Annotated in this window: 19 protein-coding genes; 13 read left to right on the top strand and 6 right to left on the bottom strand. The window is 62.4% G+C overall.

Annotated features, from left to right (window positions below; genetic code table 11):
- The first annotated feature begins 72 nt into the window (after positions 1–72).
- The gene (gene efp, locus BSG19_RS06115; protein WP_092985972.1) at positions 73–642 is read left to right on the top strand and encodes an elongation factor P; all 570 of its coding nucleotides are present in this window, start codon (positions 73–75) and stop codon (positions 640–642) included.
- A gap of 75 nt (positions 643–717) precedes the next feature.
- Here the strand turns inward: efp and BSG19_RS06110 are convergent, their stop codons facing one another.
- Together BSG19_RS06110 and BSG19_RS06105 are read right to left on the bottom strand one after the other, a co-directional pair.
- Positions 718–1,047, bottom strand: a complete 330-nt coding sequence (locus BSG19_RS06110; RefSeq protein WP_092985970.1) for a hypothetical protein — start codon at positions 1,045–1,047, stop codon at positions 718–720.
- A gap of 57 nt (positions 1,048–1,104) precedes the next feature.
- The gene (locus BSG19_RS06105) at positions 1,105–1,359 is read right to left on the bottom strand and encodes a GlsB/YeaQ/YmgE family stress response membrane protein (protein WP_062471330.1); all 255 of its coding nucleotides are present in this window, start codon (positions 1,357–1,359) and stop codon (positions 1,105–1,107) included.
- 245 nt (positions 1,360–1,604) lie between these two features.
- On the opposite strand from BSG19_RS06105, the gene mbfA reads away from it, so the two are divergent.
- Positions 1,605–2,588, top strand: a complete 984-nt coding sequence (gene mbfA, locus BSG19_RS06100; RefSeq protein ID WP_092985968.1) for an iron exporter MbfA — start codon at positions 1,605–1,607, stop codon at positions 2,586–2,588.
- 195 nt (positions 2,589–2,783) lie between these two features.
- Here the strand turns inward: mbfA and BSG19_RS06095 are convergent, their stop codons facing one another.
- On the bottom strand, positions 2,784–3,404 hold the full coding sequence (locus tag BSG19_RS06095) for a transglutaminase-like cysteine peptidase (RefSeq protein WP_092985966.1): 621 nt from the start codon (positions 3,402–3,404) through the stop codon (positions 2,784–2,786).
- A 464-nt stretch (positions 3,405–3,868) separates the two neighbouring features.
- On the opposite strand from BSG19_RS06095, the gene BSG19_RS06090 reads away from it, so the two are divergent.
- The 5 genes from BSG19_RS06090 to BSG19_RS06070 all read left to right on the top strand — a co-directional run bounded on the left by BSG19_RS06090 (position 3,869) and on the right by BSG19_RS06070 (position 9,234).
- Complete coding sequence (locus BSG19_RS06090; RefSeq protein ID WP_092985964.1) at positions 3,869–5,218, top strand: extracellular solute-binding protein; 1,350 nt, start codon at positions 3,869–3,871, stop codon at positions 5,216–5,218.
- A gap of 77 nt (positions 5,219–5,295) precedes the next feature.
- On the top strand, positions 5,296–6,186 hold the full coding sequence (locus tag BSG19_RS06085; RefSeq protein ID WP_092985962.1) for a carbohydrate ABC transporter permease: 891 nt from the start codon (positions 5,296–5,298) through the stop codon (positions 6,184–6,186).
- 7 nt (positions 6,187–6,193) lie between these two features.
- Positions 6,194–7,081, top strand: a complete 888-nt coding sequence (locus BSG19_RS06080; protein WP_092985960.1) for an ABC transporter permease subunit — start codon at positions 6,194–6,196, stop codon at positions 7,079–7,081.
- Between the two features lie 47 nt (positions 7,082–7,128).
- A complete protein-coding gene (ugpC, locus tag BSG19_RS06075; protein ID WP_092985958.1) occupies positions 7,129–8,250 on the top strand; it encodes a sn-glycerol-3-phosphate ABC transporter ATP-binding protein UgpC in 1,122 nt (373 codons plus the stop codon).
- A gap of 75 nt (positions 8,251–8,325) precedes the next feature.
- On the top strand, positions 8,326–9,234 hold the full coding sequence (locus BSG19_RS06070) for a sugar phosphate isomerase/epimerase family protein (protein WP_092985956.1): 909 nt from the start codon (positions 8,326–8,328) through the stop codon (positions 9,232–9,234).
- A 12-nt stretch (positions 9,235–9,246) separates the two neighbouring features.
- Here the strand turns inward: BSG19_RS06070 and BSG19_RS06065 are convergent, their stop codons facing one another.
- A complete protein-coding gene (locus BSG19_RS06065) occupies positions 9,247–10,047 on the bottom strand; it encodes an alpha/beta hydrolase (protein WP_092985954.1) in 801 nt (266 codons plus the stop codon).
- Between the two features lie 214 nt (positions 10,048–10,261).
- Here BSG19_RS06065 and infC point away from each other — a divergent pair, with 214 nt between their 5' ends.
- The gene (infC, locus tag BSG19_RS06060) at positions 10,262–10,798 is read left to right on the top strand and encodes a translation initiation factor IF-3 (RefSeq protein WP_092931434.1); all 537 of its coding nucleotides are present in this window, start codon (positions 10,262–10,264) and stop codon (positions 10,796–10,798) included.
- A gap of 103 nt (positions 10,799–10,901) precedes the next feature.
- Here the strand turns inward: infC and BSG19_RS06055 are convergent, their stop codons facing one another.
- Positions 10,902–12,440, bottom strand: a complete 1,539-nt coding sequence (locus tag BSG19_RS06055; protein WP_092985952.1) for a glycosyltransferase family 39 protein — start codon at positions 12,438–12,440, stop codon at positions 10,902–10,904.
- On the bottom strand, positions 12,424–13,425 hold the full coding sequence (locus BSG19_RS06050; RefSeq protein ID WP_092985950.1) for a glycosyltransferase family 2 protein: 1,002 nt from the start codon (positions 13,423–13,425) through the stop codon (positions 12,424–12,426). The genes BSG19_RS06055 and BSG19_RS06050 overlap by 17 nt, the downstream gene beginning before the upstream one ends.
- A 107-nt stretch (positions 13,426–13,532) precedes the next feature.
- Here BSG19_RS06050 and BSG19_RS06045 point away from each other — a divergent pair, with 107 nt between their 5' ends.
- From BSG19_RS06045 to BSG19_RS06025, 5 genes are all read left to right on the top strand, one after another.
- Positions 13,533–14,483, top strand: coding sequence for a lysylphosphatidylglycerol synthase domain-containing protein (locus tag BSG19_RS06045; RefSeq protein WP_092985948.1), 951 nt, complete (start codon positions 13,533–13,535; stop codon positions 14,481–14,483).
- Between the two features lie 161 nt (positions 14,484–14,644).
- On the top strand, positions 14,645–14,848 hold the full coding sequence (gene rpmI / locus BSG19_RS06040; RefSeq protein WP_029620731.1) for a 50S ribosomal protein L35: 204 nt from the start codon (positions 14,645–14,647) through the stop codon (positions 14,846–14,848).
- Between the two features lie 37 nt (positions 14,849–14,885).
- The gene (gene rplT, locus BSG19_RS06035; protein WP_092985946.1) at positions 14,886–15,290 is read left to right on the top strand and encodes a 50S ribosomal protein L20; all 405 of its coding nucleotides are present in this window, start codon (positions 14,886–14,888) and stop codon (positions 15,288–15,290) included.
- Between the two features lie 104 nt (positions 15,291–15,394).
- Positions 15,395–16,480 (top strand): phenylalanine--tRNA ligase subunit alpha, encoded by a 1,086-nt coding sequence (gene pheS / locus BSG19_RS06030; protein ID WP_092985944.1) that lies wholly within the window; start codon positions 15,395–15,397, stop codon positions 16,478–16,480.
- Positions 16,481–16,518: 38 nt separating this feature from the next.
- Positions 16,519–16,827 carry a hypothetical protein gene (locus BSG19_RS06025; protein ID WP_092985942.1) on the top strand — a complete coding sequence of 103 codons (309 nt, stop codon included), beginning with the start codon at positions 16,519–16,521 and terminating at the stop codon, positions 16,825–16,827.

The raw sequence follows: 16,827 nt of genomic DNA, 5'->3' as shown, positions 1-16,827 counted from the left end.
GTTTTACCCGCATCGCAGTTGGGCAGATTGCCACGCTCTACGATGCATCTTTATCAGTTACAAGGAAGACTTATGGTCAAGGTGATCGCCTCCTCCGTTCGCAAGGGCAACGTGCTCGACGTCGACGGCAAGCTCTATGTCGTTCTCACGGCCGCCAACTTCCACCCCGGCAAGGGCACGCCGGTGACGCAGGTGGACATGCGCCGGATTTCCGACGGCGTGAAGGTTTCCGAGCGCTACCGCACGACGGAACAGGTCGAGCGCGCCTATGTCGAGGACAGCGATCACACCTTCCTGTATGAAGATGGCGAAGGCTTCCACTTCATGAATCCGGCGAACTACGACCAGGTCACGATGACGGCCGAAGACATCGGCGACCAGAAGGTTTTCCTGCAGGACGGCATGACGGTCACGCTGTCGATCCACGAAGGCCTCGCCATCGCGATCCAGCTGCCGCGCCACGTCACGCTCGAAATCGTCGAAACCGAACCGGTCACCAAGGGCCAGACGGCATCCTCGTCCTACAAGCCCGCCATCCTGTCGAACGGCGTTCGCACGCTGGTTCCACCGCATATCGTCGCGAACACCCGCGTCGTCATCGCGACGGAAGACAACTCCTATGTCGAGCGCGCCAAGGACTGACCGTCCAGCAAGCCAGAAACGCAAAAAGGGCGCCGTGGTCAACGGCGCCCTTTTCATTTGCTTCTTGCGACAGCGTCAGTGCTTCAGCTCGGGATAGGCAGCATCCACATCGGACGCGTCGGTGCGCGTATCGTCGTAACCTTCGAGCGTCACCGAAATGGCGTCGTCCACATCCAGCCCGCCTTCACGACGCACCGGGATGCGATCGCCATTGGCGCGCACGAGGGTTGCCTCGCCCTTGAAGCCCTGGTTGAGCAGCCAGTCGCGCGGGGCATTGAGACGAATACGCACCTGACGAGATTCGTCCTCTTCCCGGGCGACGACAAGTTCGTACGTCACGGGTGCCGTCTGCCCGTTGATCTCAAGCTTGCCCTGACCGTTGCCTTCGGCAGCGAATGTCAGCATGTCGATCTCCTCAGAAACGTTCGCGGTCCGATATGCCTGCCGCCTCCGGTACGCCGCTTAGCGGCGCACCATTCGCCCGATGGCGATGAGGATGCAGGCACCGATGAAGCCGGTGATCAGGTAGGCAATCCAGCCGGCACCCAGCGATACGCCGATAGCGGCGAGGATTGCGTTGAGCACGACGGCACCGATGATGCCGAGGATGATGTTCATGAACACGCCCATATTGGACTTCATGAACTGTTCTGCGAGCCAACCGGCAAAGCCGCCGATGATGATTGCTGCGAGCCAGCCTACGCCATTTACGTCCATTGTCATTCTCCGTGGGTTCAATAATTTCAAATTGCCGAGATGAACGTGAAGCGTGTGGTTTTGTTCCCTTGCGAGTCCTGCCGCGTCGGCTTCGACCGGGCGCGGTGCCGGAAGCCTTGCCGTTGCGGATGTGCTGTCCACCCGTTCCGTCGGTTCAACAGGTCGTGGGAAGGCAGCTGCGCATTCGCTCTTGCACTTATCGCCAAAGAGCCTAGTTTAGAATTATTCTAAATTCAGGACCGACCATGCTGACGAGCTTCTTCTCCCGTTCCCGCCGCACCTTCGACAGTCTGAGCGAGCAGGAAATCCTGGCGCTTGCGATATCGTCCGAAGAAGACGATGCGCGGATCTACCTTGCCTATGCCGATCATCTCCGAGCTGCCTTTCCCGCCTCCGCCAAGGTGTTCGAGGACATGGCGACCGTCGAGCATACGCATCGCAACATGCTGATCGACATACATCGCCGGCGCTTCGGGGAGCGAATACCGCTCATCCGCCGGGAGCATGTCAGCGGCTTTATCCGCCAGAAGCCGGACTGGCTCCAGCGCAGCCTGACGCTCGACCAGATGCGGCGCGAAGCCGAGACGATGGAGCGGCAAGCGCAGAACTTCTATATCGAGGCCACCAAGCGCTGCGGAGATGCCGAGACGCGCAAGCTGCTTGGTGATCTCGCTCTCGCCGAAGAAGGCCATGAGGACATCGCCCGCATGCTGGGCGCGCGGCATGCTCCCGACGACGTCAAGGCATCGGAGGACGATACGGCGCGGCGGCAATTCGTTCTGACCTATGTCCAGCCGGGGCTTGCGGGCCTGATGGACGGATCCGTCTCGACGCTCGCTCCTATTTTCGCCGCAGCCTTCGCAACGCAGGATACCTGGCAGACCTTCCTCGTCGGCCTTTCGGCCTCCGTCGGTGCAGGGATATCCATGGGCTTCACCGAGGCGGCGCATGACGACGGCAAGATTTCCGGGCGCGGCTCTCCGCTGAAGCGCGGCCTTGCCTGCGGCATCATGACCGCCGTCGGCGGCCTCGGCCATGCCCTGCCCTATCTGATCCCGGACTTCTGGACCGCGACCACGCTCGCCGTCGCCGTGGTCTTCATCGAACTCTGGGCCATCGCCTTCATCCAGAACCGCTTCATGGAAACGCCCTTTCTACGCGCGGCCTTTCAGGTCGTGCTCGGCGGCGGATTGGTTCTGGGGGCGGGTATTCTGATCGGGAACAGCTGAGGCGCCCTCAGGCGCCCTCACCGTTTCCTCTCGCGAAACGTCATCCTCGGCCTTGTGCCGAGGATCTGCTGACGTCAACAAAAAATCGTTGCAGATACTCGGGACAAGCCCGAGCATGACGAAAGGGAGCGTTCAGTCCTTCTTCACCCTTGAGCCGTCCCCGGACGTCTTAAGGGTGAAGAGAACGGACAAGCATCATCGCCCGACCGAACCCACGACGATTTCGGCGCCGTTCTCGATGGTGACCCAGCGGCCCGTGTTGAAGGAGGCCTGGCGCTTGAGGAAGCGGTAGGGCGTCTTGGTCCAGAGCTTCACGTCGTCATCGAGATTGTCCAGAACGAAATCGCCCTGGGCGGCGCGCACGGTGAGGACGGCATGGCCTTCGCCATCCGGCTTGCGCACGACGGTGATCAGTACGTCTGCCGGAGAAAAGCCTTTTTCCATGAGGCGTTTGCGCTTGAGAAGAACGTAGTCCTCACAGTCGCCGGCCGTTTCCGGATAGGCCCAGACTTCGTCCCGGCCATAGAGCTCGAGATCGGTCATCGGCGTGATTTCATGGTTGGTATCGGCGTTGACGGCGCGGATGACGGACCAGCCATAGGCGGTAACGCGGGGTGCGGGCGTCGAGCGGGTGCGAATGTCGCACTCGGCTGCATGCGTCTTGCAGAACTCGTAGTGGCCGATGGGCTGGGATGTGATCGAGCCCGTCTGCATGGACAGTGCCGTTGCCGAAAGCGCCGGTACGGCGGCACCTGCCGATACGAGAAGGCTCGCGAGTGCGAAGACCATTCCCTTGAGCCCCGTCATCTGTGCCATGCACATCCCCTGTGGCGCAGGGATGCTTTCGCCGCAAAGCATGCGACGTCCGGTCCCCGCTCGAAAAGTGACAACAACGCCGGTTTCGCGTCTTGAAGGCTGCGCGCACCGCTCTAATCGTTAACAGAAAGTTAACAGCCAACTTCCCCCTGCGTCAATCTGAAGATTTGGGGATCGATTCATATGGTTAAAATTGGAGGCAATTCCGCATCACCTCTTATAACCACCTGTTTTTTAACATTTTTCTTGACGTCTTAACGCGTATTCAGACAGGTTAACGCGGTATTTCGGCAATGTCCGATGCACTTGCCGGTATGTCGCGCACCGCGCTGCATCATTTTCGACCGTCATGATTCCTTAACGCAAGCGACGCCTGACTGTCATGCCCGGCTGCTAGCAGCGGCGAGGATTTATCCGAGGCCTTGAGCCCGGATAGGCCTTCCCGTCCCTGCAAGAGGCACACAATGAAAATTTCCGTTCTGACATCCGTCCTGGCGGGCCTTCTGGCCGCCACCACCCTCACCGCCACAACCACCCCGGCCCATGCGGAAAAGACCAAGTTCGAATTCTGGTATGGCCTGACGGGCGATCTCAGCGAGCGCGTGCAGGAAGCCTGCTCGAAGTTCAACCAGTCGCAGGGCGATTTCGAAGTCGTCTGCACCTCGCAGAACGCCTACGACACCACGCTGCAGAATACGATTGCCGCCTATCGCTCCAAGAAGCAGCCCGCGATCGCGCAGATCTACGATGCCGGCACGCTGGACCTGATGCTGTCCAAGGCCTTCATCCCCGCCAAGAAGCTGATGGCCGACAATGGCTACAAGATCGACTGGGACAACTATTTCGGCGGCATCGCCAATTACTACGCGTCGGCCAGCGGCGAGCTGAATTCCTTCCCGTTCAATTCGTCCACCGCCATGTTCTACTATAATGTCGACGCCTTCGAGAAGGCCGGCATCGACTTCAAGCCGGACACCTGGGAACAGGTCGAAGAGGCCGCCCGCAAGCTGAAGGCTGCCGGCTACGAATGCCCGATGGGTATGAGCTTCGACACCTGGGCGACGATGGAGCAGTTCTCGGCCATCCACAATCAGCCGATCGCAACGCAGGCCAACGGCTACAAGGGCCTCGATGCCGAAGTCGTCTTCAACAAGACCAAGTTCGTGGATCAGGTGAAGTTCCTGAAGAAGCTGGCCGACGAGAAGCTGGTCGTGATCAAGACCAAGCAGCTCGGCATGGACGTCGTCCCCGCCTTCACTTCGCAGACCTGCCAGATGATCCAGACGTCGGTCGCCGATCACGGCACGATCGCCAAGACGCTGCCGGAAGGCGTGAAGTGGGAGATCGCCATGCTTCCGGTCTGGAAAGGCACCGAGCGTCGGAATTCGCTCGTCGGCGGCGCTTCGCTCTGGGTCATGGCCGGCCTTCCCGATGCACAGTACAAGGGAGCCGCAGCGTTCCTCAACTATCTCGGCACGCCGGAGATGGCGCAGTGGTGGTCGACCGTCACCGGCTACATCCCCGTCACCAAGTCCGGCTTCGAGGCCATGAAGGCCAACGGCTTCTACGACAAGGCGCCCTACAAGGGTCGTGAACTGGCCATCGCCAGCCTGACCTACACCCCGACCTCCGAAAACACCCGCGGCATCCGCCTCGGCGGCTTCACGCAGATCCGCAAGGAAGTCGGCACCGCGCTCGAAGCGATCTTCATGCAGAACGCCGACGTGCAGACGTCGCTGGATCAGGCTGCCGAGCGCAGCAACGCGATCCTGCGCCGCTTTGAAAAGACCTATGGCGGCCAGACGCTGAACTAAGCGATCCCGTCATCATCGAGCCTGCCGCGCCCCGCGGCAGGCTTCCCGCATTCCGCTTGTTTTCAGGTTCCCGTATCATGGACAAACGCGCCGTTTTTCGAAGCTGGTGGATACCGACCGCCTTCGCCCTGCCGCAGCTCGCGCTGATCGCCCTGTTCTTCTACTGGCCGGCCGTCGCCGTCGTGCGCTGGGCCTTTACGCTGGAGCCGCCCTTCGGCGGTTCTGCCGAGTTCGTCGGCCTTGCCAATTTCCGCGACGTGTTTGCCGATCCGCTCTACTGGAACTCGGTCGTCGTCAGCCTCACCTTCGCGCTCGCCGGCACGCTTTCCACCATCTTCATCGGCCTCGTGCTGGCGCTCGCCGTGGATCGGCAGCTGCCGGGCTCGGGCGCCGTGCGCTTTCTCTATATCCTGCCCTACGCCATTGCCGGCCCTGCCGCGGGCATGGCCTTCCGCTTCATCCTGTCGCCCGAACGCGGGCTGATGGCCTCGGTCAATTCCATCTTTCCCGATTTCTGGAACCCCGCGAAATACGGAAGTCACGCGCTGATCCTCGTCATCGTCGTGTTTGCCTGGAAATGGGCCGGCTACACCTTCATCTTCCTGCTGGCCGGCCTGCAGTCCGTGCCGAAGTCGCTGACCGAAGCGGCCGCGATGGATGGCTCCGGACCGATCCGCCGGGCGATCGACATCCAGATCCCGATGCTGGCGCCCACCTTGTTCTTCCTCAGCGTCACCATGATGACCGAGGGCTTCGTCGGTGCCGACACCTACGGCATCGTCGCCCGCACGACGGATGGCGGCCCCAACCACGGCACCGAGGTCATGGTCTACCGCATCGTCGAGGAGGCCTTCCGCGGCCTCAACTATTCCGGCGCCTCGGCCCAGAGCATCGTGCTCATCGGCCTCATCATGATCTTCACCTTCATCCAGTTCCGCTTCGTCGAGCGGCGCGTGCATTACAAGTGAGGCGACCATGATCCAGCGCACACCTTACGCCGACGCCTTCACCTACGTGCTGATGGCGCTCGGCTTTCTCCTTCTCCTCGGTCCCTTCGCGGTCATCGTCGCCGGCGCCAGCCAGACCGTGCAGCAGGTCAACGCCGTTCCCTTCAACTTCCTGCCGCAGAACCAGCTGATCGCGAACATGGCGGCGGCCTGGCAGCGGGCGAATCTCGGCACGGCCATGCTGAACAGCTTCATCATGGCGAGCATCGTCACCTTCGGCAAAGTCGCGCTGTCGGCGCTCACGGCATTTTCGATCGTTTTCTTCCGCACGCGGCTGAAGCATTTCTTCTTCTGGATCGTGTTCATCACGCTGATGCTTCCTCTCGAAGTGCGCGTGGTCCCGACCTATGCGGTCGCCGCGGACCTGTTCGAGCCGATCCGTCTTCTGATCGCCTGGGTCACCGGCATTACGGTGACGATCGAGTGGAACCTGCTGAACTCCTATGCGGGTCTCTCCCTGCCGCTGGTCGCCACGGCCACCGGCACTTTCCTCTACCGGCAGTTCTTCATGACCCTGCCCGACGAGCTTGCCGAAGCCGCTCGCATGGACGGATCGGGGCCGATCCGGTTCTTCTTCGATGTGCTCCTGCCGCTGTCGCGCACCAACATGCTGGCGCTGACCACCATCATGTTCGTCTACGGCTGGAACCAGTATCTCTGGCCGCTGCTGATGATCACCGATCCCGCCTACAAGACGACGATGATGTCGCTCGTCTCGCTGCTGCCGGACGAAGGCAGTACGCCGGACTGGAACGTGACGCTCGCGGGCTCCCTCATCATCATGCTGCCGCCCGTCGTCGTCGTCGCGGTTCTCCAGCGCTGGTTCGTGCGCGGCCTCGTCTCCAGCGAAAAATGACATTCCGGCGCTGAAAAGCCGCCACTCCACACAGAAAGGCTTCACCCATGGCTGACATCACCATCCGGGCCGTCCGCAAATCCTACGGCAAGACCGCGACGCTGCACGGCATCGACCTTGCCTTCGCCTCCGGCGAGTTCGTCGTCATCCTCGGCCCCTCCGGTTGCGGCAAGTCCACGCTGCTGCGCATGATCGCGGGACTGGAAGACATCACCGGCGGCGAGATCGAGATCAACGGCCGCGTCGTCAACAAGCTCGAACCCCGGGAGCGCGGCTGCGCCATGGTGTTCCAGAACTATGCGCTCTATCCGCATATGACGGTGGCCGACAATATCGGCTATGCGCTAAAGGTGGCGGGCGTGCCCAAGGCGGAGCGCCGCGTGCGCATTCCCGAAACCGCCAAGATCGTCGGGCTCGGCGACTATCTGGAGCGCAAGCCCGCGGCCCTTTCGGGCGGGCAGCGACAGCGCGTCGCCATGGCCCGGGCGATCATCCGCGAGCCCGGCGTGTTTCTCTTCGACGAGCCTTTGTCGAACCTCGACGCAACGCTGCGCGTCACCATGCGCGCCGAGATCCGCAAGCTGCATCAGCGCCTGTCGGCGACCTCCGTCTTCGTCACGCACGATCAGGTGGAGGCGATGACGCTGGCCGACAAGCTGGTCGTCATGAACAAGGGCCATGTGGAGCAGGTGGGCCAGCCGCTCGATATCTATCACCGCCCGGCGAGCGTCTTCGTTGCCTCGTTCATCGGTGCGCCGCCGATGAACCTCATCGATACCAGCATCGACGCGGCCGGCACCGTCGCGCGCCACGAGCATCTGGCGATCCCGATCCCTTCCGCCATGGCGGCAGCCCTTGCCGGACGCGACGTGACGCTCGGCATTCGCCCGGAAGAGTGCCGCGTGCTGCCGGCCGGCGAGGGACTGCCGGCACGGGTCGATTTCGTCGAGGAACTCGGCTCCGGGCGCATCATCCATGTGGCCTTCGGCAGCCGCATCTTCGCAGCCGCCATCCCGCTCGATATCCGCGTGGCGCCGGGCGATCTGATCGGACTGGCCCTGCCGCCCGCCCAGCTGCACGTCTTCGACCGGGAAACCGGACGCCGTCTCGACGTGACGCATTCCGTCGGGCGATACGAGCCCGTTCGCCAGACTGCGGAAGCCGTTTGAACGTTCCCATGCACCGCGGTGGGCTAACCTCGCGATGGCAAACCGATTTCAACAGACGATGAGGACGATTCTTCCATGAGCGACATCATTTCCGCCATTGGCTTCTGCAACCGGACCGGCAACGGCGACCTGTCGGTGCTCGACGCCTCGCTGCGCGAGATCGCCGAGACGGGCGCCAATGCCTGCGAAATCGGCATCTATGCCGAAGAGATCATCGCCGGCGGCCGCATTATCGAGGATCGCACCCGGCGCGTCACCGATATCGTGCGTCCTTACGGCTTCCAGAAACTCTCTTTGCACGGGCAGATCATCTCCAACTTCATGGACCGCCAGCATCTCCACCTCCAGAAAAAGGTGGTGCGGGCGATGCTGGAGCTTTGCGACCGGCTCGGCGCCGGCATCCTCGTGCATCATTCGGGTGCCGCCCTTCTCGGCCCGGAGGAGAACGGGGCAGATCTCGACCGGATGGAGCGCGATGCGCTGGCCGAGATGGGCGAGGTCGCACGCGGTTACGGCGTGCGCATCGTGCTCGAAAACATCTTCACGACCGAAAGCGGGCAATACCGCCAGACGCCGAGCCAGGTGGCCGAGACGGTGCGGGCCGTCGGCTCCGACAATGTCGTGGCGCTGATCGACTTCTCGCACGCCTATATCGAATCGACCTTCAAGGGCCTCGATTTCCGCGACGAACTGCGCGCCATGGCGCCCGTCACAGGCCATCTGCATGTCCATGACAGCTTCGGCCTGCCCTATACGAGGAAGACGTTCTACCACCCGGCCGAGGCAACGGCGCTCGGCATCGGCGACCTGCACCTGCCGATCGGCTGGGGCGACATCGCCTGGGAGGAGATCTTCTCCGAGCTGACCTTCCTGCCCGATACGACGCTGATCATGGAAATCGACTCGGGCCGCTTCCTCGACCAGCAGCCGGCCTGCCTCCAGCAGGCCCGCAAGCTTGCCACGCTCGTCAACGCACGCGCCTGAAGCCGGGCGAGATCAAGCCGCCATCAGGCCGTCGATCGCCGCAAGGATCCGCTCGATATCTTCCGGGCGGGACAGGCGGTGATCGCCGTCGCCGATGAGCGTCATGACGACATCGTCGGCGGGCAGGTGTTCCATCAGCTTCAGGGCATGGGCAAAGGGCACATCCGGGTCCGCCATGCCCTGGAGGATATGGATCGGGCATCCCGTCTCGATCATGCCGGAGAGAACCACGTTGTCACGTCCATCCTCGATGAGCGCGGCCGTGTAGATGTTGGCATCAGGCCCGTAGGGCGTCGGCTCCTCGAAGTAGCCGCGCTCGGCGAGCGACGCCCGCTCCGCCTCCGTCAGGTTCGGCTCGATCAGATCGACCGTGAAATCCGGCGCGGGCGCGATCAGCACGAGGCCAGCGAGGCGCTGCCCTTCACCCCGGGCGCGCAGGGTCTGGACAGCGCGCAGCGCGATCCAGGCTCCCATGGACGAGCCGATGAGGATCATCCGGCCACGGACCGTCCGGTCGATCACGGCGAGGCTTTCCTCCAGCCAGCGCGAGATCGTGCCCTCGCGAAATGCGCCGCCGGACGCGCCATGGCCGGAGTAATCCAGCCGCAGGCAGGCGCAGCGCGTCTCGCGTGCATGACGCTCGATCTCCACCGCCTTCGTGCCGCTCATGTCGGATCGATACCCGCCGAGCCAGACGAGGGTCGGCTTCGTCTCGTCGGTGGCGGGGTGAAGGATGTAGGCGATGCGCCGCTTGGCGTCGTCTTTTCCGACATCGAGGGTCTCCGGCTGGACAAGCTGGGGTGTAAGCGACATATCCGTTCCTTCCGAGGCGACGCAGTCAGCAAAGAGGTGGCCGAAAATCTTCTAAAACAGATTTTGCGGGCGCATGACAGGTGGTGATTTTCTTTCCGACCTGTGGTAAAGACGTCGCCTCAAACGATCCAGACAATCCCGCGGCCAGCGCCGCCTTCGGATCCTGCCTCGTCAGATATCAAAACGTCGTCAACAACTCGAGGAGAGTACGACCATTCGCAGACCTTTCAAAAATGATGCCCCGGTCAAGGACGGCCCCCGTTCCAACAAGGAGATCCGCGTTCCCCGGATCCAGCTGATTGATGCCGAGGGCGGCAACCAGGGCATCGTGCCGACCGACCAGGCACTCCGCATGGCAGAGGAAGCCGGCCTCGATCTCGTCGAGATCTCGCCGAACGCCGAACCGCCGGTGTGCAAGATCCTCGATCTTGGCAAGATGAAGTACGCGACCCAGAAGAAAGCCGCCGAAGCCCGCAAGAAGCAGAAGATCATCGAGATCAAGGAGATCAAGATGCGTCCGAACATCGACACCCACGACTACGAGGTGAAGATGCGCGCGATGAACCGCTTCTTCGAGGAAGGCGACAAGGTCAAGGTGACGCTGAAGTTCCGTGGTCGCGAAATGGCGCACCAGGAACTCGGCATGAAGCTTCTGCTCCAGGTCAAGGAAGACACCACGACCATTGCCAAGGTCGAAGCCGAGCCCAAGCTCGAAGGCCGCCAGATGATGATGGTGCTCGCACCGAGATAAGCGTGCGGCCGGGATAGGCTTTGGCACATCCCGACCGACCTTCAAAAGCCGTACGTGACATCGTCCCGGACGGCTTTTTCGTGTCGTTTTCGCAGGCTTGCCGTCACGGCGCCGGCGGGTACACCCAGGCATAGCGGAAATGATAGAGGTCCCCCGGCCGGCCGTAATGGTAGGGCAGCGCGATGTCATGCGCCTCGATCGGGTTTGGTGTGGCTCCGCCCGTGACGGCGCGGATATACGCGTCGTACCAGTCCTGCAACAGCGGCTCTATCGGCGCATCCGCTTCGCCATCGTCGCGCCAGATCATCAGCAACGGATGCTCGGCATCGAAGGCCACCGGCTGCTGGAAGGCCTCGTAGCCGGGGATCATGACCGGAATGCCTGGCGCGTTGAGGCGAAGATTGCCGGCCATCTGCTGTTCGACGGTCGCGATCAGCGTCGGGCGGTGGCGCCCGGTCGCAAGAATTGCCTCGATCGCCGGCTGGTAGGGAACGTTGATCTTCTTGTACTCACCGGTCAGCCGTGCCGCCGGCACGCGCGCGAAGAGGAGCAGGGGAACGACGACCATGATGAGAATGGCGATCCGGCCGAAGTGTTTCGGCCCTGAGCCGAGAGGCTGGTCCAGAAGATCGATCTTCAGCGCGAGATAGACCGGCAGCAGGAAGAAGAACGGCGTCAGCCACCGATCCTTGATATGGGAGACGCCGCCGACCACGACCAGCAGCACGAGCGCTGCAACGAGAACGAGAAGCATATGGCCGATCAGCCGCGACCAGGTGCTTTGCGCGCGCCACGCGGCGCGCAACTGCCGGCCGAATACGGCGGCGAATATACCGATCGTGACGAACGAAAAGGCGATCAGCGCCTGCGCGAGCGAGAGCAAACCGTCGCCGATCTGCTCCAGACGGCTGATATCGCCATCCTGCATCAGCTTGCCGAGCGTGCGGTCCGTCGCCGTCTGGAGATGCTCGACGAACCACAAGCCATGCGGGGTCACGATGGCCACGGCGATCACGGCCGTCAGAACCAGCCGCACATCGAACAGGCGCCGGCGGAACACGGGATCGAGAAGGACGGCGAGAAGGGCCGCAAAGGGAAGAAGGACGAAATTGTACTTCGCGATGACACCGAGCCCGATCGCAAGCCCCGTCAGCGCATAATGGCCGGCGGTCGGCCGCTGTAAGGTTGCGACCAGCGCATAGACGAAAAGGCAGGCCGCAAAGAGCACGGCCACCGTATGCGTCAGGTCGCGCTGCGCCTCGAAGACGATCTGCGGCACGGTCAAGAGCCCGAGCACGGCGATGACGACGAGAACGGGATTGCGGATGATCCGCGCCGCCGTCAGGCCCACCAGCCCGTAACAGCCAAACAGCATCGCATTCTTGAGAAGCGACAGGGCCAGCACGGTATCGCCCAGCAGCTGGACGACGCCGTATTGCAGCCAGTTGTAGAACGGCGGCTGGCTGTCGTAGCCAACCGCCAGCCACTGCGCGAGGAACAACTGCTGCCCCTCGTCGAGTTCCAGCGAAGACGGCAGAGAGAGCCGGAGTGCGATATTGATGAGGAAGTAAAGAACGAGCAGCCCGTAGAGCAGCCCGCGACGGCGCGACAATGCTTCGATCACCTCAGTCGTCCCGGCCATGAATGCTGCGCACGATATAGTTGGTCTCCCCGACCTGCATGCGCGCCAGCATTTCCGCCACGATGCCGGTGGTGATCATTTGCACAGACGCGATGAAGAGCATGACGGCGGTGATGAACATCGGCCGGGTGCCGATATCCTGCCCCAGCACGAATTTCGCCCAGCCGAGATAAAGGAACATGAGGCCGCAGACCGCGCCGAAGACGAGCCCGATGGAGCCGAAGAACTGGGCCGGACGCTGGCGGAAGCGCATGAAGAACAGCACCGACAGGAGATCGAGGAAGACGCGGAACGTGCGCGATATCCCGTATTTGGATTCGCCGAACTGGCGCGGATAGTGGTTCACCACCATCTCGCCGATGCGCGACGTCGGCACGACGGTCGCGATCCAGGCGGGAATGAACCGGTGCATGCCGCCGAGAATGCGGATCTGCCGGAGGATGGCCGTCCGGTAGAGCTTCAGGCCGCAGCCGTAATCGTGGATGTGCACGCCGGTGATCTTGCGGATGAGCCGGTTTGCAAACCAGGACGGGATCAGCCGCAGGACCAGCCCGTCCTGTCGCGCCTTGCGCCAGCCGCAGAGGAGATCGAGGCCGCGCTCTTCCAGAACGGCGACCATCCGCGGAATATCGTAGGGGTCGTTCTGAAGGTCGCCGTCGAGCGTGACGAGCAGGCGGCCACGCGCCACGTCGATGCCCGCCTGCAGTCCCGCGGCCTTGCCGAAATTGCGCTGGAACTCGACGATCCGCAGATCGAGCCCCGGCCGGGCAAACTCTTTGCGGACGTTGACGAGCGTCGCATCTGTCGAGCCGTCATCGACGATAATCAGCTCCCAGGGTTTGCCGAAATCCTGCATCGCATCGCAGATCTTTTCGAAAAGCGGCGCAATACTCTCTTCTTCGTTGCAGACCGGGATCAGGATCGAAAGCTCGACCTCGCCTGCGGTTCCCGCAATTATCGCTGTTTCTGACGTGGCTTCCAGCACCTGGTACTCCGGACATATCTGGTTTTTCCCGGGCTTCTGTTATAGCAGGCGCCTTCGAGGAGCAATCCGCGGCTCGCGGCTGCGGGCGAGCCAGGAGACGATCGAGCATGCAGGCGTCCAGAAACCACAACCGCGTGCCGCTGATCGCCCTCGGTGTCATCGTACTCTATGCCGTCTTTCTCCAATGGTTTCTCGGCTGGGGCGAGATCCTGTCGCGATGGCAGCATGTGGGTGCCGGTACCGGGCTGGTGGCGCTGTCGCTGCTCGTCGCCACCTATTTCATCCGTACCCACCGCATGCAGGACTATTTCAGAAACGAGACCCGCGGCCGCTTTCTCGCCCTGTTCCGTGTCACGCAGATCCACAATCTCCTGAACATCATGATGCCGCTGCGATCCGGGGAAACGAGCTTCCCTCTGCTGATGCGTTCGGAATTCGGCGTGCCGCTGGCGCGCGGCGCCTCGGCGCTTCTCGTCCTGCGCCTGCTCGACCTGCATGCTCTCCTGGCTGCGGGCGGGCTGGGCCTTGTCGTCATGGCAGCACAACCCGTCGTCGCCGGCACCCTGTGGCTGCTGTTCCTGCTTCTGCCGATCCTGCTCTTTCCCTTGCGCACACGCCTCGTCGCGCTGGCAAGACGGCATGTTCCGGCAAAGCTCGACCGGATCGTCGACGAGATCGACGCCGGCATTCCTTCCGATCTCGCCGCCTTCGTCCGCGCCTGGTTCCTCACCATCTTCAACTGGGGCATCAAGGTCGCGGTTCTCGCCTGGATCCTCGGCCTGATGGGCGTCGGGCCGATATCGGCGAGCGTCGGGGGCGCGCTCGGCGGCGAGATTTCCTCCGTTCTCCCGGTCCATGCGCCCGCGGGCGTGGGAACCTATCCGGCGGGCATTGCCGCCGGTGCGGCCGCGCTCGGCGCCTCGCGGTCGCCCGATATGCTGGAGGTGCTCGCCAGCGCCAGCATCAACACGCATCTCCTGATCGTCGTTTCCGCCCTCGTCGGCACCGGGCTGTCGCTGATCCTGCCCTTTATGGCAGCCCGACGCTCGGCGCATTGAAGATCCATTGGCGAGAATCCCGCAGCCGCCCTGTTGCTCTTTAGCCGTCCTGCGGTTATAAGCCGCCGTCCGAACGGTCCGGCAGGGCATGCCGTGGCCGTTCTTTTACGCTGGAGGAGACCTCGTCAGTCCCCTCACATAATTCAGAATGGAGTAGCAAAATGCCCAAGATGAAGACGAAGTCCTCTGCCAAGAAGCGGTTCAAGATCACCGCGACCGGCAAGGTCGTAGCAGCTGCCGCCGGCAAGCGCCACGGCATGATCAAGCGGTCCAACAAGTTCATTCGCGACGCCCGCGGCACGATGGTGCTGGCCGAGCCCGATGGCAAGAAGGTCATCAAGAACTACCTGCCCAACGGTCTCTGAGACGTCTGGCACTTTTGGATTTTAAGGAGATCATACCATGGCACGTGTAAAGCGCGGCGTAGCCGCACATGCAAAGCATAAAAAGGTTCTGAAGGCAGCCAAGGGCTTCTACGGCCGCCGCAAGAACACCATCCGTGCAGCCAAGGCTGCCGTCGATCGTTCCAAGCAGTTCGCCTACCGCGACCGCAAGGTCAACAAGCGCAATTTCCGCGCGCTCTGGATCCAGCGTATCAACGCTGCCGTCCGCGAGCACGGCCTGACCTATGGCCGCTTCATCGACGGCCTGAACAAGGCCGGCATCGAAGTCGACCGCAAGGTTCTCTCGGACATGGCCATCCATGATGCCGCTGCCTTCGGCGCGCTGATCGAAGCCTCCAAGTCGGCTCTGGCCTACCTGAAGGACGCCGGCACGAAGAACGAGTTTGAAAGCGCGGTCAAGTAAGCCAGCGCTTCCCTGACGACTGAAGACTTTGGGAAACCCGCGCTGGCAGGCTAGCGCGGGTTTTTCCGTTTTTGAACACGCCCCATCGACAAGGCAGAAGACGAATGAGCGACCTCGACACTTTGCAAAGCACTCTTCTCGGCGAGATCGCCTCTGCCGACAGCGAGGCCGCGATCGAGGCGGTGCGCCTCTCAGCGCTCGGCAAGAAGGGCTCGATCTCCGAACTTCTGAAGACGCTGGGCACGATGACGCCGGAGGAGCGCCAGACGCGTGGCGCAGCGATCAACGCTCTGAAGACGGTCGTTGGCGAGGCAATCGCAGCCCGGAAGGCGGATCTGAAGGACGCAGCCATCGCCGAGCGCCTCGCCCGCGAGACCGTCGATGTGACACTGCCGGTGCGCGCCTCGCCAGCCGAGCGTGGCCGCATCCATCCGATCAGCCAGATCACCGACGAGATCACCGCGATCTTCGCCGACATGGGTTTCTCGATTGCGGAAGGTCCCGACATCGAGACGGACTATTACAATTTCACCGCCCTGAATTTCCCGGAAGGCCATCCTGCCCGCGAAATGCACGACACATTCTTTTTCCCGCCGGACGAAAGCGGTGCGCGCAAGGTGCTGCGCACGCATACCTCGCCCGTGCAGGTGCGCACGATGGAGACGCAAAAGCCGCCGATCCGGATCATCATTCCCGGCAAGACCTACCGGCAGGATTCCGACGCGACGCATTCGCCGATGTTCCATCAGGTCGAAGGCCTCGTGGTCGATACCAAGGCGAATGTCGCCAATCTGCGCTGGGTGCTGGAAGAGTTCTGCAAGGCGTTCTTCGAGGTCGACAGCGTCACCATGCGCTTCCGGCCCTCGTTCTTCCCCTTCACCGAGCCGAGTTTCGAGGTGGACATCCAGTGCGACCGTTCGTCGGGACCGATCGTCAAGTTCGGCGAGGGCACCGACTGGATGGAGATCCTCGGCTGCGGCATGGTGCACCCGAACGTCCTGCGCGCCGGCGGTCTCGATCCCGACGTCTACCAGGGCTTTGCCTGGGGCATGGGCCTCGACCGCATCGCCATGCTGAAATACGGCATGCCGGACCTGCGCAACTTCTTCGATGCCGACGTCCGCTGGATGTCCCACTACGGCTTCCGCCCGCTCGACATGCCGACGCTGTTCGGGGGGTTGAGCGGGTGATAGACTAAGAGAACATTGACGAGCGAAAGGAGGACGTGATGAACGTTCATGCAAAATTCCTGCGTACTGATCAATTGCGGCACCTCCTTTCTCCGGTCCTCAGCGAAGGCTTGATGGCTTACGGGTTCCACAGCATTGATGTGCGCGAGGATGAAACCGCCGACGGCCTCCCCATCCTTCGTGTCGTCGCCCATGTCGCAAGGGCGGTTCCGGCAGAAAAGCGCATCTCCGCAATGGACGCCGCTCACGCAGCCTTGAGATCGGAGGGCGAGGAGCGGATCATCTTCCTGACCACGCCATCCGGACCAGAGGCCGCTGATCCGGCCGACGATGGCGATGAGGACTGA

This window comes from Rhizobium sp. NFR03 (genome assembly GCF_900111275.1).
Classification (GTDB): domain Bacteria; phylum Pseudomonadota; class Alphaproteobacteria; order Rhizobiales; family Rhizobiaceae; genus Ferranicluibacter.
Note: the sequence above shows the minus strand (reverse complement) of the source record. Positions and strands in the feature narration are given on the sequence as shown.